At 72.7% G+C, this 26,881-nt stretch carries 22 protein-coding genes; 9 read left to right on the forward strand and 13 right to left on the reverse strand.

The annotated features are described in order from the left end of the window. Positions 1-29: 29 nt before the first annotated feature. The 4 genes from L1857_RS23285 to L1857_RS23300 all read right to left on the reverse strand — a co-directional run bounded on the left by L1857_RS23285 (position 30) and on the right by L1857_RS23300 (position 4,870). On the reverse strand, positions 30-791 hold the full coding sequence (locus L1857_RS23285) for an SDR family NAD(P)-dependent oxidoreductase (protein WP_116110782.1): 762 nt from the start codon (positions 789-791) through the stop codon (positions 30-32). Positions 792-919: 128 nt separating this feature from the next. After that, a complete protein-coding gene (locus L1857_RS23290; RefSeq protein ID WP_094008066.1) occupies positions 920-1,507 on the reverse strand; it encodes an FKBP-type peptidyl-prolyl cis-trans isomerase in 588 nt (195 codons plus the stop codon). Positions 1,508-1,516: 9 nt separating this feature from the next. Then, positions 1,517-3,805: an AAA family ATPase gene (locus L1857_RS23295; protein ID WP_249466313.1), complete on the reverse strand. Its 2,289-nt coding sequence runs from the start codon at positions 3,803-3,805 to the stop codon at positions 1,517-1,519. Between the two features lie 87 nt (positions 3,806-3,892). Next, a complete protein-coding gene (locus L1857_RS23300; RefSeq protein WP_094008068.1) occupies positions 3,893-4,870 on the reverse strand; it encodes a heme o synthase in 978 nt (325 codons plus the stop codon). Between the two features lie 295 nt (positions 4,871-5,165). On the opposite strand from L1857_RS23300, the gene tkt reads away from it, so the two are divergent. From tkt to L1857_RS23340, 7 genes are all read left to right on the forward strand, one after another. Further along, positions 5,166-7,271, forward strand: coding sequence for a transketolase (gene tkt / locus L1857_RS23305; protein ID WP_249466316.1), 2,106 nt, complete (start codon positions 5,166-5,168; stop codon positions 7,269-7,271). 23 nt (positions 7,272-7,294) lie between these two features. Further along, positions 7,295-8,404 carry a transaldolase gene (gene tal / locus L1857_RS23310; protein ID WP_094008070.1) on the forward strand — a complete coding sequence of 370 codons (1,110 nt, stop codon included), beginning with the start codon at positions 7,295-7,297 and terminating at the stop codon, positions 8,402-8,404. Between the two features lie 4 nt (positions 8,405-8,408). Next, the gene (locus tag L1857_RS23315) at positions 8,409-10,025 is read left to right on the forward strand and encodes a glucose-6-phosphate isomerase (RefSeq protein WP_094008071.1); all 1,617 of its coding nucleotides are present in this window, start codon (positions 8,409-8,411) and stop codon (positions 10,023-10,025) included. Next, positions 10,022-11,554 carry a glucose-6-phosphate dehydrogenase gene (zwf, locus tag L1857_RS23320; RefSeq protein ID WP_094008072.1) on the forward strand — a complete coding sequence of 511 codons (1,533 nt, stop codon included), beginning with the start codon at positions 10,022-10,024 and terminating at the stop codon, positions 11,552-11,554. The genes L1857_RS23315 and zwf overlap by 4 nt, the downstream gene beginning before the upstream one ends. Further along, positions 11,551-12,525, forward strand: coding sequence for a glucose-6-phosphate dehydrogenase assembly protein OpcA (opcA, locus tag L1857_RS23325; protein WP_094008073.1), 975 nt, complete (start codon positions 11,551-11,553; stop codon positions 12,523-12,525). The genes zwf and opcA overlap by 4 nt, the downstream gene beginning before the upstream one ends. Further along, entirely contained in the window at positions 12,525-13,304 is a 780-nt protein-coding gene (gene pgl / locus L1857_RS23330) for a 6-phosphogluconolactonase (RefSeq protein ID WP_094008074.1), read from the forward strand. Before opcA ends, pgl begins: the two co-directional genes overlap by 1 nt. Positions 13,305-13,820: 516 nt before the next feature. Then, positions 13,821-15,017: a sensor histidine kinase gene (locus tag L1857_RS23340; protein WP_249466318.1), complete on the forward strand. Its 1,197-nt coding sequence runs from the start codon at positions 13,821-13,823 to the stop codon at positions 15,015-15,017. Between the two features lie 184 nt (positions 15,018-15,201). Here L1857_RS23340 and L1857_RS23345 read toward each other — a convergent pair whose 3' ends face one another. From L1857_RS23345 to L1857_RS23375, 7 genes are all read right to left on the reverse strand, one after another. Then, entirely contained in the window at positions 15,202-15,543 is a 342-nt protein-coding gene (locus L1857_RS23345; RefSeq protein WP_094008076.1) for an RNA polymerase-binding protein RbpA, read from the reverse strand. Positions 15,544-15,604: 61 nt separating this feature from the next. Further along, positions 15,605-15,835, reverse strand: a complete 231-nt coding sequence (gene secG / locus L1857_RS23350; protein WP_017983033.1) for a preprotein translocase subunit SecG — start codon at positions 15,833-15,835, stop codon at positions 15,605-15,607. 75 nt (positions 15,836-15,910) lie between these two features. Beyond that, entirely contained in the window at positions 15,911-16,699 is a 789-nt protein-coding gene (gene tpiA / locus L1857_RS23355) for a triose-phosphate isomerase (protein ID WP_116110777.1), read from the reverse strand. After that, positions 16,699-17,937, reverse strand: coding sequence for a phosphoglycerate kinase (locus L1857_RS23360; RefSeq protein WP_094008078.1), 1,239 nt, complete (start codon positions 17,935-17,937; stop codon positions 16,699-16,701). The genes tpiA and L1857_RS23360 overlap by 1 nt, the downstream gene beginning before the upstream one ends. A 4-nt stretch (positions 17,938-17,941) precedes the next feature. Next, the gene (gap, locus tag L1857_RS23365) at positions 17,942-18,946 is read right to left on the reverse strand and encodes a type I glyceraldehyde-3-phosphate dehydrogenase (protein WP_094008079.1); all 1,005 of its coding nucleotides are present in this window, start codon (positions 18,944-18,946) and stop codon (positions 17,942-17,944) included. 149 nt (positions 18,947-19,095) lie between these two features. Continuing rightward, entirely contained in the window at positions 19,096-20,262 is a 1,167-nt protein-coding gene (locus L1857_RS23370; protein ID WP_249466322.1) for a winged helix DNA-binding domain-containing protein, read from the reverse strand. 31 nt (positions 20,263-20,293) lie between these two features. After that, positions 20,294-20,797, reverse strand: a complete 504-nt coding sequence (locus L1857_RS23375) for a DUF6069 family protein (protein WP_094008081.1) — start codon at positions 20,795-20,797, stop codon at positions 20,294-20,296. A 73-nt stretch (positions 20,798-20,870) separates the two neighbouring features. Here L1857_RS23375 and L1857_RS23380 point away from each other — a divergent pair, with 73 nt between their 5' ends. Beyond that, entirely contained in the window at positions 20,871-21,515 is a 645-nt protein-coding gene (locus L1857_RS23380; RefSeq protein WP_116110775.1) for a LysE family translocator, read from the forward strand. Here the strand turns inward: L1857_RS23380 and L1857_RS23385 are convergent. Next, positions 21,512-21,856, reverse strand: a complete 345-nt coding sequence (locus tag L1857_RS23385) for an ArsR/SmtB family transcription factor (protein WP_116110798.1) — start codon at positions 21,854-21,856, stop codon at positions 21,512-21,514. The two genes, L1857_RS23380 and L1857_RS23385, sit on opposite strands and share 4 nt — an antisense overlap. Positions 21,857-21,957: 101 nt before the next feature. Between L1857_RS23385 and L1857_RS23390 the strand changes: the two genes are divergently transcribed. After that, positions 21,958-22,215 (forward strand): hypothetical protein, encoded by a 258-nt coding sequence (locus tag L1857_RS23390; protein ID WP_240323200.1) that lies wholly within the window; start codon positions 21,958-21,960, stop codon positions 22,213-22,215. 215 nt (positions 22,216-22,430) lie between these two features. On the opposite strand, the gene L1857_RS23395 is transcribed toward L1857_RS23390, so the two are convergent. Then, positions 22,431-26,873 (reverse strand): coiled-coil domain-containing protein, encoded by a 4,443-nt coding sequence (locus tag L1857_RS23395; RefSeq protein ID WP_249466324.1) that lies wholly within the window; start codon positions 26,871-26,873, stop codon positions 22,431-22,433. Positions 26,874-26,881: the final 8 nt, after the last annotated feature.

The following is a 26,881-nucleotide window of genomic DNA, read 5'->3' on the forward strand; positions in this document are numbered from 1 at the left end:
GCTTCCAGTGGCGGAAAGATTCCGGGAACTCAGCTCGAACCCCCGAACCGGGCAGATAGTGCACGGTACACCGAGGGCGCGGTCGCGCGCACCGCGATTGGCAGTCTCAGCCAGCGCGGGACGTACTGCTCGGCCCGTTCGGCCGTGATCGCCTCGACCACCGCCTGGGCGACCTTGCCCGCGGGCACCGGCCGGGGGCTGCGGCGCTGGTAGGGACGGCCGCGGCGGGCGAAGAACTCGGTGTCCACCACACCGGGCACGACGACGCCGACCCGCACCCCGGTCCCGGCCAGTTCCAGCCGCAGGCTCTCGGCGAACACGTCCACCCCGGCTTTGGTCGCGGAGTAGACCGACTCCCCCGCCACCCCCGCCCGGCCGGCGATGGATGTGACGAAGACCACTGCCGCGCGGGGCCGGTCGAGGAGGGCGGGCAGCAGGGCGCGGGTCAGTTCGACGGGCGCGGTGAGGTTCACGGCGAGCAGCCGCCGGACGTCGGCGCCGGACATGCCGGCCACCGGTCCGGCGTAGCCCAGGCCGGCGTTGTTGACGAGCACGTCGACGCGGCCGGCCCGGGCGGTGATCTCGGCGGCCGCGGCCTCGACGCCGCCGGGCTCGGCGAAGTCGGCACGCACGGCGACGCCGCCGGTACGCTCGGCGAGCGCGGCAAGCCGGTCGCCGTCCCGCCCGTGCAGCACGAGGCGAGCACCAGCCTCGTGCAGCCGGAGCGCGGTGGCCGCCCCGATGCCCGACGAGGCACCGGTGACCACCGCGACCGCACCACGCACGTCCATGGTCAGACTCCGTTCCGGACGGCGATCAGGCGCCGCCCACCCCTCCAGCGGACGCTGCCACCATCCCGGCCACGCGAACGAGGCCCGGCCACCACCGGCCGCCGCGCGGGCGCGGCGGCCGCCGGACGTCAGCCCGTGACCTGCACCGCGTCGACCACGAAGACCAGCGTCTCGTTCGGCTTGATCGGGCCGTTGCCGCGCGCGCCGTAGCCGAGGTCCGGCGGGATGACCAGCAGGCGGCGGCCGCCCTGCTTGATGCCCTCCAGCCCCTGGTCCCAGCCCGGGATCGCGGTGCCCTCGCCGAGCGCGAACGAGAACGGCGCCGACCCGAACGAGTTCTGCTGGTCCACCTTGTCCGACCAGGTGACCAGGTCGTAGTCCATCTGCAGCGTGCTGCCGGCGTGCGCGGTGGCGCCGGTGCCCGGCTTCAGGTCCTTGGTCAGCAGCTTGGTCGGCGCACCGCAGTCGTCCGGGATGGTGATCGTCGGCTTGCTGCCGAACTCGCCGCTCACGGTGATGTCGTCCGCGGTGCACTCGTGCGCGGCGCTGCCCGTGCCGTGCCCCGCCGAGGCGCTCGCGGACGCCCCAGCCGGCTCCGGCGCCGGGTAGGTCGGGCCGCCACCGGGCGGGAAGGACGACGGGTCCTGGTCGGGCGCGCAGGCCCCGAGAGCGAGGGCGGCTGCCGCCGCGAGCACGATCTTGCCAGCGTTACGCATGGCGACACCTTAACCGGGCGTTGACGTCGGCCGTCCGGCGGAGTACAAGATGCCGAGTCGTTGCGTGGCACGGGTGTACGCCACGTACAGGTCGTTCCACCCGCGCGGCGACTCGGCCACGATCTCCTCCGGCGCGAGCACCACGACCCCGTCGAACTCCAGTCCCTTGGCCTCGGCCACGGTCAGCACCGACACCGCGTCGCCGTGACCGTCCAGTTCGGACCGGACCGCGCCGAGCCGGGACGCGGGAACCAGCACCGCGACGGTGCCGCCGTCCGCGGCCGCCACCTCCTCGTCCACAATGGACGCCAGCGGCCGCTCGCCGAGCGGCGCTCGCCACGGCGGCACCCCGGTCTCCCGCACCGACGTGGGCACCCGCAGCCGCGGATCGACCTCGTGCAGGGCTTCGGCGGCGAGGTTCATGATCTCCACCGGCGTGCGGTAGTTGACCGTGAGCTCGCGCAGGCGCCAGCGGTCCCCGACGTACCGGCCGAGCATGTCCCGCCAGGACGACGCGCCACCGGGCGCGCCGGTCTGCGCGACGTCCCCGACGACGGTCATCGACCGGCTCGGGCAGCGCCGCATCAGCAGCCGCCAGTCCATCGCCGACAGCTCCTGCGCCTCGTCCACGATGACGTGCCCGAACGTCCAGGTCCGGTCGCGCGCGGCACGCTGCGCGGCGGTCAGGTGGCTGCTGCGCTCCTGCCGCTCGGCGAACAGCTCGGCGTCGAGGATGTCGGCGATGTTGATCTGGTCCTCGTCCAGGAGTTCCTCGTCCTGGTCCATGATGTCGAGCACACCCTCGGCGTAGGCGCGCTCCTCGCGCTCCCGTCGCTCGCGGGCCTCGCGCTCGGCCGCGTCGTCCTCGCCGAGCAGCTCGGCCAGCTCGTCGAGCAACGGCACGTCACCCGGCGTCCAGGGCGAGCGGGCCGGGCGCTTCAGCGCGCCGCGGTCGTCGTCGGAGAGCAGCCCGTCGGAGGCGGACAGCAGGCGGCCGGCGTCGGCGAACAGGTCGCGCAGCAGCCGCTGCGGGGTGAGCTTCGGCCACAGCTCGTCGAGCGCGGCCGCCACGGTGCCGGACTCGGACAGCTCCTTGCGGATCTCCACCCGATCCCCCGCGTCCAGCACCGGCGCGTCGGGGTCCTCGCCCGCCTCGAGCGGGATGTCGGGGACCCCTTCGAACAGGTCGACCTCCATGCGAACGGCGGCCCGCTCGGTCAGCGCGTCCAGCATCGCGTCGACGAACACGCGCCGCGCGAGGTTGTGCGGACGGCGGGTGCGCCGGGCCTTGTCGCGGGCCCGTTCCACCACGTCCGGGTCCAGCACCAGCACGTCGTCGTCGAAGGCGACCTCGAACTTCTCCTCCGGCACCCGCTGGCGGTCGGCGACGGCCCGGGTGAGGACGTCGACCATGACCGGGCGGCCCTTGACCTCGGCCGCCTCCCGGCTGTCCGCGCCGCGCGCCCGGATGCCGGGGAACAGCTGTCCGATCGTGGACAGCAGCACGCCGGTCTCCCCGAGCGAGGGCAGGACCTGGCCGATGTAGCGCAGGAACGTGCTGTTCGGGCCGACCACCAGGACACCGCGCGAGGCGAGCTGCTGGCGGTAGGTGTAGAGGAGGTAGGCGGCCCGGTGCAGGGCCACGGCGGTCTTGCCGGTGCCCGGCCCGCCCTGCACGACGACCACGCCGCCCAGCTCGTCGCGGATGATGTCGTCCTGTTCGGCCTGGATGGTGGCGACGATGTCGCCCATCTCACCCGTGCGCTTGCGCTCCAGCGCGGCCAGCAGGGCTGCCTCACCGGCCAGCCCCAGGTCGGCCTGCTGCCCGTCGGCCGCGCGCAGGTCGAGGATCTCGTCGTCGAGGCCGACGACCTTGCGGCTGAGCGTGCGGATGTGCCTGCGGCGCCGCACGCCCTCCGGCGACGCGGCGGTGGCCAGGTAGAACGGTCGCGCGGCGGGCGCGCGCCAGTCCAGCAGCAGCGGCTCGTAGTCGCCGTCGGAGTCGAACAGCCCGAGGCGGCCGATGTAGGCGGGCCCGGCCTGGTCGTGGAAGTCGAGCCGGCCGAAGCACAGGCCCTGCTCGACCGAGCCGAGCTGCGCGAGCCGTTCGTGGTGGAGGCTGCTGGCGGCGTCCCGCTCGGCGCTTTCCTGCGGCGTCTCCCCCGGGGAGCGCAGCGCCCGCTCCAGGCGGCGCTCGGTGGTTTCGCGTTCGGCGTCGAGCCTGCGGTAGAGCATGGACACGTAGTCCTGCTCGCGCTGGAGGTCGGTGGCGTTGTCTGGTTGGCGGTCCCCAGCCACGGACAAGAGCAACCCACTTTCGGCGTTCGGGTGATTGGTCGGCCTGGGATCAACGAAGGCCGACGCCCGGGAATTCCCGGCCGCGCGTCAGAACGGCAGGCCGAGCGTGGGCAGGCCGATCGCCGAGTCCACCGCGAGGGCGCAGAACAGGATCATCAGGTACGTGTTCGACCGGTGGAACAGCGCCATCGGCTTGGTCTCCACCCCGCGCTTGACGCCGGAGTACAGGCGGTGCGCGTAGAAGAGGAACCACGACCCGGCCAGCACCGCGAAGCTCGCGTACAGCCAGCTCGTCGCGGGCAGCAGGAGCAGCGTCCAGCCGACCATGACCCACGAGTAGATCAGGATCTGGCGGGCGACGTGCTCGGCCGTGGCGACCACCGGCAGCATCGGCACGCCGGCGCGCTCGTAGTCGTCCTTGTACTTCATGGCCAGCGCCCAGGTGTGCGGCGGTGTCCAGAAGAAGATGACGGCGAACATCACGAACGCCGGCCACTGCACCGTGCCGGTGACCGCGGCCCAGCCGATCACCACCGGCATGCAGCCGGCGGCCCCGCCCCACACCACGTTCTGCGCCGTGCGCCGCTTGAGCACCAGCGTGTAGACGAAGATGTAGAACAGGATCGTCGCGATCGCCAGCACGGCGGCCAGCAGGTTCACCGTGAAGTACAGCATCGCGAACGAACCGGCACCCAGCGCCAGCGCGAACACCAGGGCGTTGCGCCGGGGCACCGAGTCCCGCACCAGCGGGCGCCGCTTGGTCCGGTTCATCACCTTGTCGATGTCGGCGTCGATCACGCAGTTGAGCGCGTTCGCGCTGCCCGCGGCCATGGTGCCGCCGACCAGCGTCGCCAGGATCAGCCACGGCGACGGGATCGTGCGCGCGGCGAGGAACATCGCCGGGATGGTGGTGACCAACAGCAGCTCGATGACCTGAGGCTTGGTCAGGGCGACGTAGGCGCCGACGATCCGGCTCACGCGCCGCAGACCGCGCGGGCGCTCGCCTCCGGGGTCGACAGCGCTGGTGCTGTCACTGCGCCCGTGCGCAGCGTTCACCAACGACAATTCCGCTCCCTGAGTCAGATTCGGTGGCGCCGAGGGCGGCCCGGCACCGCAACCGATCGTAATCGCCGGGTCGGCACCCCGCGCGCACCGGGGTGCCCCGGCCGCGTGTGTCGGCCCCGGAGGCGCCGGGTACCCGACCTACTAGGCTGGCGCCCGGGGTTGCGCTTGTGGTCGTGCGCACGCCCGCTAGCAGGAATATCGTCTCTTCCGGATCGATTGAGATGAGTGGAGCCTGCGCGCGCGAGACCCCTGCGAACAGAAGATGTCACCGAGAAGGACGGGGAGTTCGAGTTCAGTGTCCGATATCGCCTCCATCAGCGAGAACAACCCATTGCTGCGGCGGAACCTGCCCGCCGACTGGACCGACCTCGACACCCGCGCGGTCGACACCGTCCGGGTGCTGGCCGCCGACGCGGTCGAGAACTGCGGCAGCGGGCACCCCGGCACCGCGATGAGCCTGGCGCCGGTGGCGTACTCGCTCTTCCAGCGGATCATGCGCCACGACCCGAGCGACCCGGAGTGGCCGGCGCGTGACCGGTTCGTCCTCTCCGCGGGGCACTCCAGCCTGACGCTCTACATCCAGCTGTTCCTCGCCGGCTACGGCCTGGAGCTGGAGGACCTCAAGCAGCTGCGCAAGTGGGGCTCGAAGACCCCGGGTCACCCGGAGTACCAGCACACCAAGGGCGTGGAGACCACCACCGGCCCGCTGGGCCAGGGCCTGGCCAACGCGGTCGGCATGGCGATGGCCGCCCGCCGCGAGCGCGGCCTGCTCGATCCCGAGCCCGCCCCCGGCGAGAGCCTCTTCGACCACCACATCTTCGTGATCGCCTCCGACGGCGACATCGAGGAGGGCGTGACCTCCGAGGCGTCGTCCATCGCGGGCCGCCAGGAGCTGGGCAACCTGGTCGTCATCTACGACGACAACAAGATCTCGATCGAGGACGACACCAACATCGCGCTGTCCGAGGACACCGCCAAGCGGTACGAGTCCTACGGCTGGCACGTCCAGGTCGTCGAGGGCGGCGAGGACGTCGTGGCGATCGAGGAGGCCATCGCGGCGGCCAAGGCGGAGACCACCCGCCCGTCGTTCATCCTGCTGCGCACCGTGATCGGCTACCCGGCGCCGAACAAGATGAACACCGGCAAGGCGCACGGCGCCGCGCTGGGCGCCGACGAGGTCGCCGCGGTCAAGGAGATCCTCGGCTTCGACCCGGAGCGCAGCTTCCAGGTCGACGACGAGGTGCTCGAGCACACCCGCAAGGCGCTGGAGCGCGGCAAGCAGGAGCGCGCCGCCTGGCAGGAGCGCTTCGACGCGTGGGCCGCCGCCAACCCGGAGCGCAAGCGGCTCGCCGACCGGCTGGCCACCCGCGACCTGCCCGAGGGCTGGGCCGAGAAGCTGCCCAGCTGGGAGCCCGACGCCAAGGGCATCGCCACCCGCAAGGCCTCGGGTGAGGTCCTCAACGCGCTGGCCGACGTGCTGCCGGAGCTGTGGGGCGGTTCGGCCGACCTGGCCGAGAGCAACAACACCACCATGAAGGGCGCCGACTCGTTCGGCCCGGAGAAGGCCTCCACCGGCATGTGGCAGGCCAACCCCTACGGCCGCACGCTGCACTTCGGTGTCCGCGAGCACGCCATGGGCTCGATCCTCAACGGCATCGCGCTGCACGGCGGCACCCGCCCGTACGGCGCCACCTTCCTGGTGTTCAGCGACTACATGCGCCCGCCGGTGCGGCTGGCCGCGCTGATGCACGCGCCGGTCATCTACGTGTGGACGCACGACTCGATCGGCCTGGGCGAGGACGGCCCGACGCACCAGCCGATCGAGCACCTGGCCTCGCTGCGCGCCATCCCGGGCCTGAACGTGGTCCGGCCCGCCGACGCCAACGAGACCGCCGGCGCCTGGAAGGCCGCGCTGGAGGACAAGCGCCACCCGTCGGGCCTGGCGCTGACCCGCCAGAACGTCCCGGTGCTCGAGGGCACCTCCGCGGACAAGGTCGCCAAGGGCGCCTACGTGCTCGCCGACGCCTCCTCCGGCACCCCGGAGGTCGTGCTGATGGCGACCGGTTCCGAGGTCCAGCTGGCCGTCGAGGCGCGCAAGACGCTGGAGGCCGACGGCGTGCCCACGCGGGTCGTGTCGGTGCCGTGCGTCGAGTGGTTCGAGGCGCAGGACGAGTCCTACCGGGAGTCGGTCCTGCCCAGCGGGGTGAAGGCCCGCGTGTCGGTCGAGGCCGGCATCGCGCAGCCGTGGTACCGCTGGGTCGGCGACGCCGGTGAGATCGTCTCGATCGAGCACTTCGGGGCCTCGGCCGACTACCAGACCCTGTTCCGCGAGTTCGGGTTCACCGCCGACGCCGTGGTCGACGCCGCGCGCCGCTCGCTCGCCAAGACCAAGAACTCCTGATCACCGAAAAAGGGGATGAAGTCATGAGCGACAACCTTGCTCAGCTGACCCAGGCCGGCGTGTCCATCTGGCTCGACGACCTGTCCCGCGAACGGCTGAACTCCGGCAACCTGGCCGGGCTCATCCGCGACCGGCACGTGACCGGCGTGACGACCAACCCGACGATCTTCGCCAACGCCCTGTCCAACGGCGAGGCCTACGACGAGCAGGTGCGCGAGCTGGCCGCCCGCGGCGCCGACGTCCACGCGGTCGTGCGCGAGCTGACCACCACCGACGTGCGCAACGCCGCGGACCTGTTCCGCGACGTCTACACCCGCACCAACGGGGTGGACGGCCGCGTGTCCATCGAGGTCGACCCGCGCCTGGCCCGCGACGCCGACAAGACGGCCGCCGAGGCGCAGGACCTGTGGAAGACCGTCGACCGGCCCAACATCCTGGTCAAGATCCCGGCCACCGAGGAGGGCCTGCCGGCGATCACCAAGACGCTGGCCGAGGGCATCAGCGTCAACGTCACGCTGATCTTCTCGGTGGAGCGCTACCGCAAGGTGATCGAGGCCTTCTTCGCCGGCCTGGAGCAGGCCAAGGCCAACGGCCACGACCTGGCCACCATCGAGTCGGTCGCCTCGTTCTTCGTGTCCCGGGTGGACACCGAGATCGACAAGCGGCTGGACGCGATCGGCACCGACGAGGCCAAGGCGCTGCGCGGCGAGGCCGCCATCGCCAACGCCCGGCTCGCCTACGCCGCCTACGAGGAGCTGTTCGCCACCGACCGCTGGCAGGCCCTGGCCGCCGCCGGCGCCCGGCCGCAGCGCCCGCTGTGGGCCTCCACCGGCGTGAAGGACCCGTCCTACTCGGACACCCGCTACGTCGACCAGCTCGTCGTCGCCGGCACGGTCAACACCATGCCGGAGAAGACGCTGCTCGCCGCCGCCGACCACGCGAAGGTCGAGGGTGACAAGGTCACCGGCACCGGCGCGCAGGCGCAGGAGGTGTTCGACAAGCTCGCCGCGGTGGGCATCGACATCCCGGACGTCTTCCGCACGTTGGAGGACGAGGGCGTGGAGAAGTTCGACAAGTCCTGGGCCGAGCTGCTGGAGACCGTCACCGGCCAGCTCGAGAAGGCGAAGGGCTGACGCCGTGGTGGGGGAAGAGCTGACCGTCACGATCAGCGACGAGGAGCTGGCCGCGCGGGCGGCTCCGCTGGTCGGCGAGCTCGTCGCCGGCCAGGTCGCGTCCAAGGTCGCGGCGCAGGACCCCACCCTGTGGGGTCCGGACGCCGAGTCCGAGGCCTCGATCCGGCTGTCCTGGACCACCCTGCACAAGTCGTCGCGGCCGCTGATCGGCGAGATCGAGGCGCTGCGCGAGGAGCTGCGCGGCGAGGGCGTCGACCGGATCGTCCTCGCCGGCATGGGCGGCTCCTCGCTCGCGCCGGAGGTCATCGCGGCGACCGAGCACGTGGCGCTGACCGTGCTGGACACCACCGACCCGGGCCAGGTCGCCGACGCGCTCGCCGGTGACCTCCAGCGCACGGTGCTGGTGGTGTCGTCGAAGTCCGGCGGCACGGTGGAGACCGACAGCCACCGCCGGATCTTCGCGAAGGCGTTCGCCGACAACGGGATCGACGCCGCGCGCCGCATCATCGTGGTCACCGACCCGGGCTCGCCCCTGTCGGAGCTCGCCGAGAAGGAGGGGTACCGCAAGGTGTTCCTCGCCGACCCGCACGTGGGCGGGCGCTACTCGGCGCTCACCGCGTTCGGGCTGGTGCCCGCGGGGCTGGCCGGGGCGGACATCGCCCGGCTGCTCGACCAGGCCGCGGCGGCCGCGCAGGTGCTCGGCGAGGACAGCGCGGACAACCCGGCGGTCAAGCTGGCCGCCGCGTGGGGCGCCGCGCACAACGCGGGCGCGGAGAAGGTCGTGCTGGCCGACACCGGGTCCGGCATCACCGGGTTCGCCGACTGGGCCGAGCAGCTGATCGCCGAGTCGACCGGCAAGCTCGGCACCGGCCTGCTGCCGGTCGCCGTGGACGGCCCGGCCGCGCCCGGGTTCGCCGACGCGGGCGCCGACGCGACCCCGGTCGCGATCGGCCCGGTCACCGGCGCCGCCAAGGTCGGCACCACCGGCTCGCTCGGCGCGCAGTTCCTGCTGTGGGAGTTCGCCACCGCGATCGCCGGGCGGCTGCTGAAGATCAACCCGTTCGACCAGCCGGACGTGGAGGCCGCGAAGAAGGCCGCCCGCTCGCTGCTGGACGACCCGTCGAAGCTGTCCGGCGGCGAGACGCCGAGCGCGGTGGACGACGCGGTGGAGATCTTCGCCCCGGCCGGGGTGTCCGGGGACGGCTCGCTGTCCGACGTGCTGCGGGAGTTCCTGGCGACCGCGCCGGAGGGCGGCTACCTCGCGGTGCAGGCCTACCTGGACCGGCTCGACGACGCCTCGGCGGCGCTGCTGCGTCCGGAGCTGGCGAAGCGGACCGGGCTGCAGACCACCTTCGGGTGGGGGCCGCGGTTCCTGCACTCGACCGGCCAGTACCACAAGGGCGGTCACCAGAACGGCATCTTCCTGCAGATCACCGGCGCGAACGAGCACGACCTCGACGTGCCGGACCGGCCCTACACCCTGGGCCAGCTGCAGCACGCGCAGGCGCTCGGCGACGGCCAGGTGCTGACCGAGCGCGGCCGTCCGGTGCTGCGGCTGCACCTGACCGACCGGGCCGCGGGCCTGGCCGAACTGATGCGCGCCGTACAGGAGGCCGAGTGACGAGTAAGGCGTGGCACAACCCGCTGCGGGATCCTCGCGACAAGCGGCTGCCGCGGATCGCCGGGCCGTCCAGCCTGGTGATCTTCGGCGTCACCGGTGACCTCTCCCGCAAGAAGCTGATGCCGGCGATCTACGACCTGGCCAACCGCGGCCTGCTGCCCGCCGGGTTCTCGCTGGTCGGTTTCGCGCGGCGGGACTGGGAGAACGAGGACTTCGGGCAGCTCGTGCACGACGCGGTCGCCGAGCACGCCCGGACCCCGTTCCGCGAGTCGGTGTGGAACCGGCTCGCCGAGGGCATCCGCTTCGTGCAGGGCACGTTCGACGACGACGACGCGTTCGACCGGCTCGCGCAGACGGTGCGCGAGCTGGACGCCGAGCGCGGCACCGGTGGCAACACCGCGTTCTACCTGTCGATCCCGCCCAGCGCGTTCCCGGTGGTGACCAAGCAGCTGGCCCGCTCGGGTCTGGCGACCTCCGACGACGAGTCGTGGCGCCGCGTGGTGATCGAGAAGCCGTTCGGCCACGACCTGGCCAGCGCCAAGGAGCTCAACGCGATCGTCAACGACGTCTTCCCCGAGGAGTCGGTGTTCCGCATCGACCACTACCTCGGCAAGGAGACCGTCCAGAACATCCTCGCGCTGCGCTTCGCCAACCAGCTGTTCGAGCCGATCTGGAACGCCAACTACGTCGACCACGTGCAGATCACCATGGCCGAGGACATCGGCCTGGGCGGTCGCGCCGGGTACTACGACGGCATCGGCGCGGCGCGGGACGTGATCCAGAACCACCTCCTCCAGCTGCTCGCGTTCACCGCGATGGAGGAGCCGCTGTCGTTCGAGCCGCGCGCGCTGCGGGCGGAGAAGATCAAGGTCCTGCGCGCCACCAAGCCGATGCAGCCGTTCGCCGAGACCACGGCGCGCGGCCAGTACACCGGCGGCTGGCAGGGCGGCAAGAAGGTGCCGGGGCTGTTGCAGGAGGCCGGGTTCGCGAAGGACTCGACCACCGAGACCTACGCCGCGGTGTCGCTGGAGGTGCAGAACCGCCGCTGGGCGGGGGTGCCGTTCTACCTGCGCACCGGCAAGCGGCTGGGCCGCCGCGTCACCGAGATCGCGGTCGTGTTCAAGCGGGCGCCGCACCTGCCGTTCGACTACACCTCCACCGAGGAGCTGGGGCAGAACGCCCTGGTGATCCGGGTGCAGCCGGACGAGGGCGTGACACTGCGGTTCGGCTCGAAGGTGCCGGGCACCACGATGGAGGTCCGGGACGTCACGATGGACTTCGGCTACGGGCACGCGTTCACCGAGTCCTCGCCGGAGGCCTACGAGCGGCTGATCCTGGACGTGCTGCTCGGGGAGCCGTCGTTGTTCCCGGTCAACGAAGAGGTCGAGCTGTCCTGGCAGATCCTCGACCCGATCCTGGAGTTCTGGGCCAAGAACGGCGCGCCGGAGCCCTACGCGCCGGGCACCTGGGGCCCGGAGACCGCGGACGAGGTCCTGGAGCGCAGCGGCCGGAACTGGAGGCGCCCGTGATCATCGACCTGCCCTCGACCACGACCTCACAGGTCAACCGGAAGATGGTCGAGCTGCGTGAGCGCGGCGGCGCCGTCGCGCTGGGCCGGGTGCTGACGCTGGTGATCGTCGACGACGACGGCGAGCACCTGGAGGCCCACATCGACGCGGCCAACGAGGCCAGCCGCGAGCACCCGTGCCGGGTGATCGTGCTGGCCCGCGGGTCGCGCACAGCCGCGGCCCGGATCGACGCGCAGATCCGCGTCGGCGGGGACGCCGGCGCGAGCGAGGTCATCATCCTGCGGCTGTACGGGCCGCTGGCATCGCAGGGCCAGAGCGCGGTGATCCCGCTGCTGCTGCCCGACGCGCCGATCGTGGCGTGGTGGCCCAGCTCCGGCCCGAAGGTGCCGGCGCAGGACCCGATCGGGGAGCTGGCGCAGCGCCGGATCACCGACTCGGCGGCAGAGCGCAACCCGATAAGGGCGCTGTCGGCGCGGCGGAAGGCGTACGTGCCGGGTGACACGGACCTGGCGTGGACGCGGCTGACCAACTGGCGCGCCCAGCTGGTCGCGGCGCTGGACCTGCCGCCGTACGAGAAGGTCACCGGTGCGACGGTGACCGGTGAGGCCGATTCGCCGTCGACCGAGCTGCTGGCCGGCTGGCTGGCGGAGTACCTGAAGGTGCCGGTGCGCCGGGTCAAGACGACGACGGCGCAGGGCATCGTGTCGGTGGAGCTGGAGCGCCGCTCGGGTGTGATCGCGCTGCACCGGCCGGACGGCAAGGTGGGCACGCTCATGCAGCCGGGCCAGCCGACGCGGCGGATCGCCCTGCACCGGCGCAACACCAAGGACTGCCTGATCGAGGAGCTGCGGCGGCTCGACCCGGACGAGGTGTTCGAGGCGTCGCTGCAGGGCCTGGACAAGCTGGCCTCGGGCGCGGTCAAGGCGGCCAAGAAGCCGGGCGCGAAGAAGCCGGCGAAGGCGGGCGCGTGATGAGCTCCTCGGAAGTGGTGGTCTACGCGAACGGTGAGCTGCTCGCGGCGGCCGCGGCGGCCCGGCTGGTGACGCGCCTGGTGGATCTCCAGGCCGCGAAGGGGTCGGCGTCGGTGGTGCTGACCGGCGGCGGCACCGGGATCGCGGTGCTGGAGCAGTTGCGCCGTTCCCCCGCCCGGGACGCGGTGGACTGGTCGCGGCTGGACATCTACTGGGGCGACGAGCGGTTCGTGCCGGCGGACGACGACGAGCGCAACGAGAAGCAGGCCCGCCAGGCGCTGCTGGACCACGTGCCCGTCGATCCGAAGCGGGTGCACGCGATGGCGGCGTCGGACGGCGAGTTCGGTGACGACGTGGACGCGGCCGCGGCGGCGTACGCGCGGGTGCTGGCGGACAACGCGCAGCCGGAGGACCACGGCGACGTGCCGCAGTTCGACATCTGCCTGCTGGGTCTGGGCGGCGAGGGCCACACGGCGTCGGTGTTCCCGGAGTCGCCGGCGGTGTACGAGACCGAGCGGTCGGTGGTGGCGGTGCGCAACTGCCCCAAGCCCCCGCCGACGCGCGTGTCGCTGACGCTGCCCGCGATCCGGCGCTCCCACGACGTCTGGCTGATGACGACGGGTGAGGCGAAGGCCGACGCGGTGGCGCTGGCGCTGTCCGGCGCGGGTGAGGTGCAGGTGCCCGTGGCGGGCGCCCGCGGCCAGCGGAGGACGCTGTGGCTGCTCGACCGCGCGGCGGCGGGCAAGCTGTCGAACGTGTACCTGCCACCCACGGCGTGAGGTGAGGGGTGAAGGCCCGCCGGTGCCGCCGGCGGGCCTTCGCTCTGTCTGGCCTGCGGCCCAGCCCCACCACGGGTTCGCCCGGCCGCCACCGACATAGCCGGCCTCGTCGCGCCGGCCCGCCACGTTGCCGCCGCCGGGCCTTCACTCTGTCTGGCCCTTGGCGCCGCGTCGGCGGCCTGCGCCGCGGAACGGGGCCGCGCCGATGCGGTCCGCGCGGCAGGCGCAGCCAGGTTGTGGCCCTCCCCCGCCACGGTTCGCCCGGCCACCACCCACTGAGCCGGCCTCGTCACCCCGGCCCGCCGGGTTGCCGCCCACCCATGGGCAGCAGCCTGGTCCAGAACGCGGCCCCAGCGGCCAGTTCCCTCCTAATGCCGGCGGCGCCCCCGCCACTCGTCCTCCCTCACGGTGTGTGAGGTCCGCGTTAGCATCCGCACATTGTTGCGGCCACTCGCGTCCCGATCGGGTGACTTCGGACTCTCATAGGCAGTCCACAAGACGAGTGAGGTCCAAACCATGAGCTCCGAGGGACTCTCCATCGGGATTTCGGTCGGCGGCCCAGGCGCGGGGGCCGCCGACCGGGCGCACCGCGGCACCCGGTCGCGCCGGGCGGCGCTCGCCCGGCGCGCGGTGTGGGTGCCGCTCGCGATCGACGCCACCGCCATCCTCATCGCCGTGCTCGACGTCTGGCTCGTCATCCCCGAGAAGGCGCCGCCCTACTCGATCTACCTGTCCGGACTCGCCTGCCTGGCGCTGGCCGGCCGCCGCTGGATGCCGTTCGGCGTGGTGCTGCTGACCGTGCCCGGCTTCCTCACCGGCTGGTCGCAGCTGGCCGCGATGATCGCGCTGGGCATGCTCGCCACCCGCAAACAGACCCACTGGCAGGTGTGGGTCGGGGCGGCGCTGGTGTGGATGTGCCGGTTCGTGCAGTGGCCGCCGAGCGACTTCGCCCAGCTGAGCTGGCGCGAGCACGTCCTGGACGGCATCTACGGCGTCCTGGTGGCCGGCATGCCGATCGCGATCGGGCTGCTCATCGGCGCCCGCGCGCAGCTGTCCCAGAAGCTGGGTGAGCTGGCCGCCAGCCGGGACCGGGAACGCAAGCTCACCGCGGACGCCGTGCGCGCCGAGGAGCGGGCGCGGCTGGCGCGCGAGATGCACGACGTGGTCTCCCACGACATCACCCTGATCGCGATGCAGGCCGGGGTGCTCACCGCGCAGGAGTCGCCGTCGGCGCGGCAGACCGCCGAGGTCATCCGGCAGCTGTCCACCCGCACCCTGGAGGAGCTGCGGTCGCTGGTGGGCGTGCTGCGGTCCGGGCTGGAGGACGACGGCCCGCAACCCGGGATCGCCGAACTCGGACGGCTGGTGCACGACAGCGCGGTCGCGGTGCGGCTGACGATGGACGAGGTGCCCGACGACGTGCCGCCGAAGGTGTCGGCAGCGGCCTACCGCACGGTGCAGGAAGCGCTGACCAACGTGCGCAAGCACGCGCCCGGCGCGACCGCGACGGTCCTCGTCCGCGGTGAGGACGGCGCGCTGAGCGTGGAGGTGCGCAACGAGCGCCCCTGCCACGAGGCGACGGAACTCCCCTCGGGCGGCTACGGTCTCACCGGGCTCGCCGAACGGGCTCGGCTGCTGGGCGGCAGCCTGGAAACGTGCCCCACCGAGGACGGCGGCTTCCGCGTGCGGGCCCGCTACCCGCTGGGCGTCTGACCCCCAGGCCCCGCCGACCGCGCAGCGGCCCGCGTGAGCCCCGGCAGCGCGCGCGGGGCCGGGCGTCGGTGCGTCAGGCCGCGGACCTCCGCGAACGGCAACCCGGAACCGTCCGGAACGCAGAACGGACCCGCTCCGCCGGTGCGCGCCGGCGAGGCGGGTCCGTGTCCGGGAAAGCGCTTCCTCAGATCTGACGGCGCTGACGCAGCCGTTCGAGCGCCTCGGCGAGGATGGCCTCACCGTCGGCGTCGCTGCGCCGTTCCTTCACGTACGCCAGGTGGGTCTTGTACGGCTCGGTCCGCGGCGCGGCCGGCGGGTTCTTCTCGTCCTGGCCGGCGGGCAGCCCGCAGCGCGGGCAGTCCCACTCGTCCGGCACCTCCGCGTCCATGGCGAACGACGGCTTGGACTCGTGCCCGTTGGCACACCAGTACGACACCCGGCGGCGGGGAGCGGTCTCACCGCGCTCCGACTCACCGGACGGACCGGCACCGACCCTGGTGCCTCTGATTGCGTTACCGCCAACCATGAATCCTCACAGTGTGGATAGGCGGCGCACCCCCCATAGGCACGCCCGTGCGTTCAGGCCGTCACACCTTCAGCAGCAGGCCCAGGCCCACGATGCTGATCAGCCAGATGGCGCCCAGCAGCAGGGTGATGCGGTCGAGGTTCTTCTCGGCCACGCTCGACCCCGCCAGGCTCGACTGCATGCCACCCCCGAACAGCGAGGACAACCCGCCACCGCGGCCGCGGTGCAGCAGCACGGCGATCACGAGCAGCACGCTGGACGCGATCAGCAGGATTTGCAGGAACAGCTTCATCTCATCCTCTGGTCTTCGGGAGTTGCCTGATCGTGTGACGGTCTGAGGTTGCCAGACTACTCGCCGACCCCCCGGTTACGGCAGCGGCCCACCCGCGGCCAGCGCGCACAGCTTGGTGAACTCGTCGGCCTGCAGGCTCGCCCCGCCGACCAGCGCACCGTCGATGTTGTCGCACGCGACCAGCTCGGCGATGTTGCCCGACTTGACCGACCCGCCGTAGAGCACGCGGACCTCGTCGGCCACCTCGGCGCCGTACTTGTCGGCCAGGGCGCCGCGCAGCGCCTTGCAGACCTCCTCGGCGTCGGTCGAGGTCGCCACCTTGCCGGTGCCGATGGCCCACACCGGCTCGTAGGCGACCACGACGTGGTCCTTGACCTGCTCGGGCTTGAGGCCCTTGAGCCCGGCGATCAGCTGCTCGACGCAGTGGGCGACGTGTCCGCCGGCCTCCCGCACCTCGAGCTTCTCGCCGACGCACAGGATCGGCTTGATGCCGTGCTTGATCGCGGCGCGGACCTTCTTGCCGACGAGCTCGTCGTCCTCGTGGTGGTACTCGCGCCGCTCGGAGTGCCCGACCGTGACGTAGGAGCAGCCGAGCTTGGCGAGCATCGGACCGGACACGTCACCGGTGTAGGCGCCGGAGTCGTGCGGCGAGAGGTCCTGCGCGCCGTAGGTCAGCAGCAGCTTGTCCCCGTCGACCAGGGTCTGGATGCTCCGGATGTCGGTGAACGGCGGCAGGACCGCGACATCGACCTTGGCGTAGTACTTCTCGGGCAGCGAGAAGGCGATCTTCTGCACCAGGGCGATGGCCTCGAGGTGGTTGAGGTTCATCTTCCAGTTGCCCGCGATGAACGGCTTGCGCGCCATCAGGCACCACCCTCCAGCACCGCGACGCCCGGCAGTTCCTTGCCCTCGAGGTACTCCAGGGAGGCGCCGCCACCGGTGGAGATGTGCGAGAACTTCTCCTCCGGCAGGCCCAGCACGCGCACCGCGGCCGCGGAGTCGCCACCGCCGACCACGCTGAACGCGTCCGAGTCGGCGATCGCCTGCGCGACACCCTTGGTGCCGGCCGCGAACGGGGCCATCTCGAACACGCCGGCCGGGCCGTTCCAGAACACCGTCTTCGCCGCGGCCACCTCGGCCGCGAAGTGCTCGGTGGTGCGCGGGCCGATGTCCAGGCCCATCCAGCCGTCCGGGATCTTCTCGGCCGCGACGGTGTCGGTCGCGGCGTCGGCCGCGAACTTGTCCGCCACCACCACGTCGGAGGGCACGACGATCTTGTCCGCGTGCTCGGCCAGCAGCTTGCGCGCGGTCTCCACGTAGTCCTGCTCCAGCAGGGACGAGCCGACGCCGTGGCCCTGGGCGGACAGGAAGGTGAAGGCCATGCCGCCGCCGATGAGCAGGCGGTCCACCTTCGGCAGGAGCGCCTCGATGACCGCGAGCTTGTCCGACACCTTCGACCCGCCGAGCACGACCACGTACGGCCGCTGCGGGTCGCCGGTCAGCTTGCTCAGCACCTCCAGCTCGGCGAGCACCAGGCCGCCGGCGTAGGCGGGCAGCGCGCGGGCCACGTCGTAGACCGAGGCCTGCTTGCGGTGCACCACGCCGAAGCCGTCCGACACGAAAGCTCCCCCGCGCCCGCCGGCGCCAGAGGCACTGGCACTGTCGCCGGTCAGGGCCGCCAGGTCGCGGGCCAGCTCGGCCCGCTCCTGATCCACCTTGCTGGTCTCGCGCGGGTCGAACCGCACGTTCTCCAGCAGGGCGACGTCGCCGTCGGCCAGGCCGGCGACGACCGCGCGGGCCTGCTCGCCGACCACATCACCGGCGAGCCGGACCTCGGCGCCGAGCAGCTCGCCGAGCCGGTCGGCGACCGGCCGCAGCGAGTACTTGGCCTCGGGGGTGCCCTTCGGGCGGCCGAGGTGGGCCGCGACGATCACCTTCGCGCCGGCCTCGGCCAGGCGCCGGATGGTCGGCAGCGCGGCGCGCACCCGGCCGTCGTCGGTGATGGTCGAGCCGTCGAGCGGCACGTTCAGGTCCGACCGGACCAGAACGCGCCGCCCGGACACACCCTCGGCGAGCAGGTCTTCGAGAGTCTTGACAGTCATGGCCTCAGCTGAGCTTCGAGCCGACGAGCTTGACCAGGTCCGCGAGGCGGTTGGAGTAGCCCCACTCGTTGTCGTACCAGCCGAAGACCTTGACCTGGTTGTCGATGACCTTGGTCAGCGGCGCGTCGAAGATGCACGAGGCCGGGTCGTTGACGATGTCGCTGGAGACGATCGGGTCCTCGCTGTAGCGCAGGATGCCGGCCAGCGGGCCCTCGGCGGCGGCCTGGTAGGCGGCGTTGATCTCCTCGACGGAGGCCTTCTTGGCCAGGTCGACGGTGAGGTCGGTGATCGAGCCGGTGGGCACCGGGACGCGCAGCGAGTAGCCGTCCAGCTTGCCGTTCAGCTCGGGCAGGACCAGGCCGATGGCCTTGGCGGCACCGGTGGAGGTCGGCACGACGTTCAGCGCGGCGGCGCGGGCGCGGCGCGGGTCCTTGTGCGGGCCGTCCTGCAGGTTCTGGTCCTGCGTGTAGGCGTGGATGGTGGTCATCAGGCCCTTTTCGATGCCGAAGGCCTCGTGCAGGACCTTGGCGAGCGGGCCGAGGCAGTTGGTGGTGCAGGACGCGTTGGAGATGATCGTCTGCGAGCCGTCGTAGAGGTCGTCGTTCACACCCAGCACGACGGTCAGGTCCTCGCCCTTGGCGGGCGCGGAGATGATGACCTTCTTGGCGCCGCCCGCGATGTGGGCCTTCGCCGCGTCGGCGTTGGTGAAGAAGCCGGTCGACTCGACGACGACGTCCACGCCCAGGTCGCCCCAGGGCAGGTTGGCCGGGTCGCGCTCGGCGAGCGCCTTGATGGTCTTGCCGCCCACGACGATGCCGTCGTCGCCGACGGTGACCTCCTCGGGGTAGCGGCCCAGGACGCTGTCGTACTTGAGCAGCTGCGCCATGGTGGCGACGTCGCCGAGGTCGTTGAACGCGACCACCTCGATGTCGTGACCCGCGGCCTGCACGGCGCGGAAGAAGTTGCGGCCGATCCGACCGAAGCCGTTCACACCTACGCGAACCGTCACTGCTGCTCTCTCCTCGGGTTCGTCCCGGTCCCCGCGAGAACCGGGCACACATCTTCGGGCTCGAGGCCAACCCTAGCGGTGCTGGCCTGCGTGTACTCGCACACCCTAACGAGATGTGCACCACCGTGGGGAATCGATCAAGAGGACGATCAAGATGACAGATCTCGCTCGACGGGCGTGCGGAATTTCGGTATGACCGCGACCCCGCCGAGACGGCCGTGCAACCGTTCGGCGGCGGCGTCGACGGCCGCTGTTCCGTCGGCGCCGATGTCCTCCAGCAGGCGGATCGCGATCTCCCCGTCCGGGCGCTGGGCCCACCCGCCGACGATCCGGCCGTCCCACCACACGGTCGGGCCGATGTTGCCGGTGCGGTCGAACAGCTGTGCCCGGTGCTCGCCGAGAAACCAGCCGCGCTCCTGCCAGCCCATCGGGGTCGGGTCGAGGGCGGGCAGCAGCGCGGCGACGGGCTCGGGGTGGTCGACGGGCTCGTCGTCGCCGGGGAGCGCGACGCCCGGGCCGTCGTCGAGGTCCACGTCCACCGGACCGATCGCGGCCAGTGCCTTCTTCACCTGCCCGGCGGTCCAGCCGGTCCACCACTTCAGATCGGCGACCGGGGCCGGGCCGAAGGCGCGCAGCCAGCGGCGGGCCAGTTCCACCCGGGCGGTCTCGGCGTCCACCGGTTCCAGCACGGGCAGCCAGGTTTCCGTGGTGGACCAGGCGTACTGGGTGGACACCCAGGTGCCGCGGGGACGGCCGCGGACGATCCGGCCGGACGCGGCGAGCAGGAACAGGACGCGGTTGGTGATGTAGGTGCGGGACTCGTACGACTTGCCCGCGGCCAGGACGATCTCGGTCCGCAGGCGGGGTTCGCCGTCCGCGACCTGCTGGGCGTACGCCGGTTCGCGGGCCCGGAGCGCGGCGTGAGCGCCCTCCTCGACTTCGGCGAGCCAGGCGTCGAGGTCGGTGTCGAGGCCGGCCGTGGCCAGGTGCTTGATCAGGTGCTTGCGCTCGCGGGTGGCGATGTCGTCGGCGCAGGCGGCCTGGACGACCGGCACGAGCGCTCGCGGGACGACGAACATCGTGCGGCGCATGCCGAGCATCCGCACCAGGGTGCGCTCGTCGTAAAGGGCCCGCTCGACGTCGGCGGTGCTCGCCGCCGAGCGGGCCAGCACCGAGAGGTGGACGGTGGCCGGATCGGTCGCGTGCAGCACGACCAGGCTCTCGGCAACCTGCTCCGGTCCGTCGGCGGGCGCCGCGAGGTGGTGCCGCGTCACCAGACGAGCGCGGCGCTGGTCGTTCCCCAGTTTTCTGTTCACCCGGCGGTTCTACCACCGGGCACCGACAGTTTCAGGAGTAGTAGTGCGGGCCCTGGTCCCACTTGAGGGTGGCCGTGGGGGCTTCGCGGTCGCGGCGGCGGCGCCGTGCCGTGGCGGCCACCGTGCTCACCAGCATCGCGATGACCGCGCCGATCGCCAGGTTGATCAGCGCGGTGGCGATCTTGGCGTCCAGCTTCACGGCCAGCGTCAGCGGCAGCACGATCGCGATCGCGGTGACCAGCACCATGATCCAGCCGAAGAACTGGCCCGGCGCCGAGGTGCCGAGGCTGAGCACGTGCATCAGCCCGGTCGCGAGCAGCGCCGCGGCGGCCGCGCACAGCGCGTAGGTGATGGTGTTGGCGTTGCCCCAGATGCCGTTGCCCTTGGGGGCCAGGACGGCGACGTCGAACAGGCCGCGGGCGATCAGCAGGCCGACGACGGTCACCAGCGCGGCGACGACCGCGGTCGCCACCCCGCCGGCCCACAGCCGGCCGTAGTCGGGCTCGGTCGGGTCACTGGGCGGGTATCCGGTCACCGTCCGGGGGTGGGCGCGGTGATCGGCGGATAAACATTCGTCACCCGGGTGGCGGCGCCGATACGCTCGGTCGATGGTCTCCCCCAGCCACTTCGCGGCGTTCGCCGCGCTGGTGTTCGTGATGGTGGTCGTCCCCGGTCCGAGCGTTCTGTTCACGGTGAGCCGCGCGCTGACCGTGGGGCGGCGGGACGCGCTGATCACGGTGCTCGGCAACGCGGTGGGCGTGTACGCGCAGGTCGTGGCGATCGCGTTCGGGATGGGCGCGATCGTGCAGACCTCGGCGGCGGTGTTCACGGTGATCAAGCTGGCCGGCGCCGCGTACCTGGTCTACCTGGGCGTGCAGGCGTTCCGGCACCGGCGCAAGCTGTCCGAGGCGCTGGCGGACGCGGTGCCCGCCACGCGCGGCCGGACGCTCGCGGTGCTGCGCGACGGGTTCATCGTCGGGTTCGCCAACCCGAAGTCGATCGTGTTCCTGGCCGCGGTGCTGCCGCAGTTCGTCGACCAGGCGGCAGGCGGGGTGGTGGCGCAGATCCTGGTGCTGGGCATCGCGCTGCCGGTGATCGCGCTGGTGTCGGACAGCGCGTGGGCGCTGGTGGCCGGCGCGGCGCGGACGTGGTTCGCCCGCTCCCCCAAGCGCCTGGAGCTGGTCGGCGGCACCGGTGGGCTGGTGATGATCGGCCTGGGTGCCGGGCTGGCGCTCAACGGCCGGAAGGACTAGCCGGAACCGAGCAGCCCCGGGAAGGCCTCGTCGAACTCGGGGCGGCGCAGGCGGTTCAGCCGTCGCGGGCCCTCGTCGCGTTGTTCGATCAGGCCGGCTGCGCGCAGGACGGCGAAGTGGTGGCTGCGGGTGGCCTTGGTGACCGGCAGGTCGAACGTGCCGCACGCCTTGGTCCAGTCGGGCGGCTCCGCCAGCTCGCGCAGGATCGCGCGGCGCACCGGGTCGGCGACCGCGGTCAGCGCGTCCCGCAGCGGCACGTCCTTCGGGTGGACGTGGGTCAGCCCGCGCGCCTTCGGCCCGGACTCCCTCAACCGCCTCGACGCGGCCACCGGGCTGGGCATCGAGGGCGCGCTGGCCGCGCTGGAGATGGACCGACGACGCGCTGGCGCAGCTGAACAACCCGCTCGGCGGGATCCTGCGCGGCGGCGCGGACATCGCCGCGTTGTACGACAAGGTCTTCCACGGACCGGCGCGGGTGACGGTGGCCTTCGGCGACGTCGTGGAGTACGCCGGGGACGGCCACGCGCTGTTCGCCGGGCGAGACGGGGTCCTACGTCGTGGACGGCGGCGAGGTGCCCCTGCGGATCCGCACGAGCCGCTACTTCCGGTACGAAGACGGCCGCTGGCGCAGTTCCACCACCACAGCAGGACCGACGACGCCGACGAGCCGGCCGCCTACCAGGCGGCGATCCGCGGCTGACCGCCGGACCGGCCGGTGCTCGCCGGCCGGAACGGCGGCCGCCGGAAGCGCGAACCACACGGGCGAACGCGGAACTCGCGCACGGGAACGCGGAACTCACGCGGCCGAGCGTGGAACTCGCGCGGCCGAGCGTGGGACTCGCGCGCCGGAGCGTGGGACTCGCCCGGCCGAGCGTGGGACTCGCGCGCCGGAGTGTGGGACTCGCGGCTGGGGGTTCAGGCGCTTTCCGCCTGCTCCCCCGGCTTGGTGAACAGCCGGGTCGCCGAGATGCGGGCCGTGCCGTCCGGGTCGGCCAGGTCGTCCAGGTGGTTGCGGATCGTGGCGTCGACCGACAGGTACTTGCGGCCCGCGCGCAGGTCCGCGTCGTTGCGCAGGCGCACGATCAGCGGGAACTCCGACAGCGCGCCGGCGTCGAACAGGCCCGTCGTGTAGATCAGCTGCACCCCGAGCGCCTCCGCGACGACCCGCTGCAGCTCCAGCAGGTACCCGGCCGACGCGCGGCCGATCGGGTTGTCCAGGAACAGCACCCCGGAATGCCGGTTGCGCACCATGCCGCGGTTGTTCGCCCGCAGCGCCGCCAGCGTGCAGTACAGGATGATCGCCGCCGTGAGCTGCTGCCCGCCGGAGAACACGTCCCTGATCTCCGACACCCGCTGGCGTTCCGTGCGCAGCACCGAATCCGGCTTGAGGATGTCCACCCGGAACCCCTTGGGCACCGCCGCCCGCACGCCGCGCAGCACCAGCGACATCCCGTCCCGCTTCACGTCGCGGCCGTCGCTGGTCCGGCCGAGCGCCGCCTCGTCGACGACCTGCCCGAGCGCCTCGGACAGCTGCGGCTCCTCCGGATCGCCGAATCGGATCCGCAGGAACTCCTGCCCGGACCAGCCGCCGAGCCCCTCCGGCAGCCGCGACAGCCGCTGCGCCGACCGCAGCATCCGCAGCGCGCCCTCGACCATGCCCTGCAGCCGCGCCACGATCCCGGACCGGTGCCGGTCGATCTGCGCCAGGTCGTCGGTCAGCGTGCGCAGCCGCGGCTTCAGCGCGGCCGACCACTCCCGCGCGTGCGACGGCAGGCTGTCCCGGCGCACCGACACGATCTGCTGCCGCACCGGGCTGGCCAGCTTCTCGAACCGCTTGTCGGTGGCGTACTGGGCCAGCGCGTCCGCCGCCGCCCGCACCCGCTTCTCCGCGGCATCCACCGCCGCCTCGGCGTCGGTCAGCGTCGTGTTCAGCTTGCGGTAGCGGGCCTGCGCGGCCTCCACGTCGCCGTCGAACACGCTCTCCGGCTCGCCCTCGGGGGCCAGGTGCGCCATCGACTCGGCGAGCATCCGGAACCCGGCCGCCGACGCGGTGGCCGCCTCCAGGGTGCGCTCGGCCTCCGCGCGCCGCGCCTGCGCCTCCTCCAGGGCGCGGGCCGCCCCCGATGCCTCCTCGCCGGCTTCGTCGATCAGTTCCCGGCCGTGCTCGACGTCGCGCGGCCGGACCTCCAGCGACGCGTTCTGCTTCGGCAGCTGGTCCAGCTCGGCCTTGCAGGTCGCGACCAGCCCGATCGCCTCGCTGTGCTCGGCCTCCAGCGCGGACACGGTCCGCCCGGCCCGCGCCAGGGCGGCGGCGCGGGTCGCGGCGTCGGAGCCGTCCGGGGTTTCCAGCAGGCGCGCCGCCTGTTCCCGCACCGCCGGCTCCAGCGCCTCCAGCGCCGCCCGTGCCGCGGACTCCGCGTTCTCCGCCTGGTCCAGCTCGGCCCGCAGGTCGCTGCCCACCTCGACGCGGGCGTAGGCGTCGCTGGCCGCGGCGAACGCGCGGCGCAGCGCGTCGACCGGTTCGGTCGGCACCGGGTCGTCCTCGGACACCGACCCCCCGCCCGGCACCTCGGTTAGCTCGGCGCGCGCGTGGGTGACCGTGCGGCGGTGGCCGTCGGCGGTGCGCTGCTCCTCGGCGGCCTCCTCACGCAGCCGCGCCGCGCGCGAAGCCGCCTGCTCCGCCTCGGCCTCGGCGCGGGTGACGATCTCCTGCGCCCGCTCGACGGTCTCGGTCCACTGTGGAATGAGGGCGACCCGCTCGGCCAGCTCGGCCAGTTTGCGGGCGCGGTCCTCGCTGCCGCGTGCTTCGGCGCGCAGGGCCGGGATCGCGTCCCGCAGCCGGGCCCGGCGCGCGGCCAGGTCCGTCACCGCGCGCTCCTGCGCGGCCACGGCGGCTTCGGCCTCGGTCTGCTCGGTGGCCGCGGCCTCGGCCTCCTCGGCGAGGGTGGCCAGCGCGCCCGCCGGGTAGTCCTCGCGCCAGGTGGTGAGCTTCCACTCCAGCGCCGCGTCGTCGCCGATCGCGCCGGCCAGCGCTTCGAGCTGCTTCTGGCGGCGGGCGTGCCGGGCGGCGATGGCCTGGCGCTCGGTGTCGGCCGCCTCCTCGTCGTACATCGCGGGGTTGGGCGGGACCAGGAAGTCCACGCCGGGCGCCGCACCTGACGCCCGCACGGCCTGGGTGGTGCCGACCGGCAGCACCACGCTCGGCAGCAGCTTGGCGTCGGCGAGCACCTGGCGGGCGCGGTCCAGCTGGGCCGGGTCGTTGATCAGCACCCCGCCGAGCAGGTGCGGCAGGTCCCGCAGCACCCGTTCCCGGCCTGCGGCGTCCATCGTGGACAGATACCGCCAGCCCGACCACGCGGTGATCCCCGCGGCCTCCAGCACGTCCAACGCGGACTGGACCTCGGGCGGCGCGGGCAGCAGGCCACCGGATCCGAGCGCGGCCAGCGCCCGTTCGTCGGCCGATTCCTCCATGCGCAGCGCGGTCTGCTCGCGCTCGGCGGCGGCGCGGGCTTCACGCAGCCGGGTCAGCAGGGCGGGGGTGTCGGTCTCCAGCTGGACGTTGTCGCCGCCGAGCAGCTCCAGCAGCCGCGGGTGCGCGGCGAGGCTGTCCGCGCGCCGGTGCGCCTTGGCCAGCTCCTCCGCCGCGTGCGCCGCCCGGGACTGCGCGGTCGCGGCCCGCTGCTGCGCGGCGTGCAGGGCGGCCTGGGCCTGGGCGTGGTCCTCGGCGACACCCTCCAGCTCGCTCTCCCGCGCGGCCAGCTCCGTGATCGCGTTCTCGCCGCGGGTGCGGGCTTCGTGGGCCGCGGCGGCGACCTGGGTGCCGTCGGTGAGCAGCCCGTCGCGGACGGCCTGCTGCACCTGTGCGCGCACCTCCTCGATGCGGCGGGTCAGCTGCCCCAGCTCGGCGCGGTGGCCGGCGGCGGTCGCGGTCGCCTCGTCGCGCTGGTTCTGCGCGGCCGCGGCGGCGGTGCGGGCGGTCTCGGCTCGGGCTTCCGCGGCCTGCGCCTGCTCCTCGGCTTCCCGCGCCAGCGCCAGCAACCCTCGGGCGAGCGCGGTGGCCGCGGCGTTCTTGGCCTCCAGGGCCGGTTTCGCGCTCTGCTCGCGGTCGCCGACCAGCTTGCGGATGCCGGTCGCCTTACGCGCGGCGTTGACGTGGGCCAGCACCGTGCCGGTCTCGCGCCACGCGGCCGCGGTCTCGCGCGCCTTCGCCAGCTCCTCGTCGATCCGCGCCTTCTCCGCGGTCGCGTCGGCCAGCCGCATCTCCGCGACCACGCGGCGCAGCTCGGCGACGACGGCGTTGCGGCGCCGGTGGTCGCCTTCGGCCAGCTTCTCCGCGTCCCGCGTTTCGTCCACATAGGACTTCAGCCCGTCGAGGCGCTCGGCCTCCAGCTCGTGCCGGGCGATGACGGATCCGGCCAGCGCGCGGGCCTCCTCGCGCGCGACCGCGGCGAGCTTGCGGGACGCGGCGGCGAGGGACTCCTCCTCGGTGAGCGGCGTCAGCAGGTCCAGCGCCCCGGCCACGAAGTCGCGTTCGGACATCAGCTCGCCGCGCTGCCCGAGGTTGTGTGCGTAGGTCTGCACGACCTCGGCCAGGTCCTTCGGGTCGTCCTCGGGGATCACCGCGCGCAGCAGGAACTCCACGAACGCCTCGTCGGAGGTGAAGGCGAACGCGTCGGCCGCCTCACCCTCGCCGGCGTTCATCGCGCGCTGGTAGCGGAACAGCTCGGTGTCCAGGCCGAGGGTGTCCAGCCGCTCGGTCCACTCGTGGTGGCGGCGGGTGGTGAACAGCTCCAGCTCGGGCTCGGCCTTGTGCGCGCGCTCCAGCTGCTCGGCGAACCCGGACATGGTCAGCAGGCGGCCGTCCTCGGTGAACGGCAGCGACTCCAGCCCCAGCGCGGCGGTGGGCCGGAAGCCGTACCACGAGTCGACCAGGTTCGCCGGGTCGTTGGACACGACGTGCCCGCGCCACTCCGACACCTTGCCGGTGATCACCCGCTGCCCGGTCTCGGTGTGCTGCCACTCCAGGACGACGTGCGCGACGTCCTTGGCCATCACGAACTTCTCCAGCACGCGCGTGCTGGTCGTGCCCACCACCTGGCGGCGGCCGGGCAGCATGACCGAGAAGATCAGCTTGATCAGCACGGACTTGCCGCCGCCGTTCTCCAGGAACAGCACGCTCGCCGGGGACGGCCGCCGCGGCAGGCTCCCGTCGGCGGAGTGGATCCCGGCGGTGAACAACGCGTCCTGCGCCGGGGCCTTGACCAGCGGGCCGACGCCGCTGAAGTCCAGCAGCACGTTCTGGTAGCGCGCGCCCGCCGGTCCGACGGAGTGCAGGCGCACCCGCGCAAGCTCGTACACCGATCTCC

The sequence above is a fragment of the Amycolatopsis thermalba genome, assembly GCF_023376025.1.
In the GTDB taxonomy this organism is placed as follows: domain Bacteria; phylum Actinomycetota; class Actinomycetes; order Mycobacteriales; family Pseudonocardiaceae; genus Amycolatopsis_E; species Amycolatopsis_E thermalba.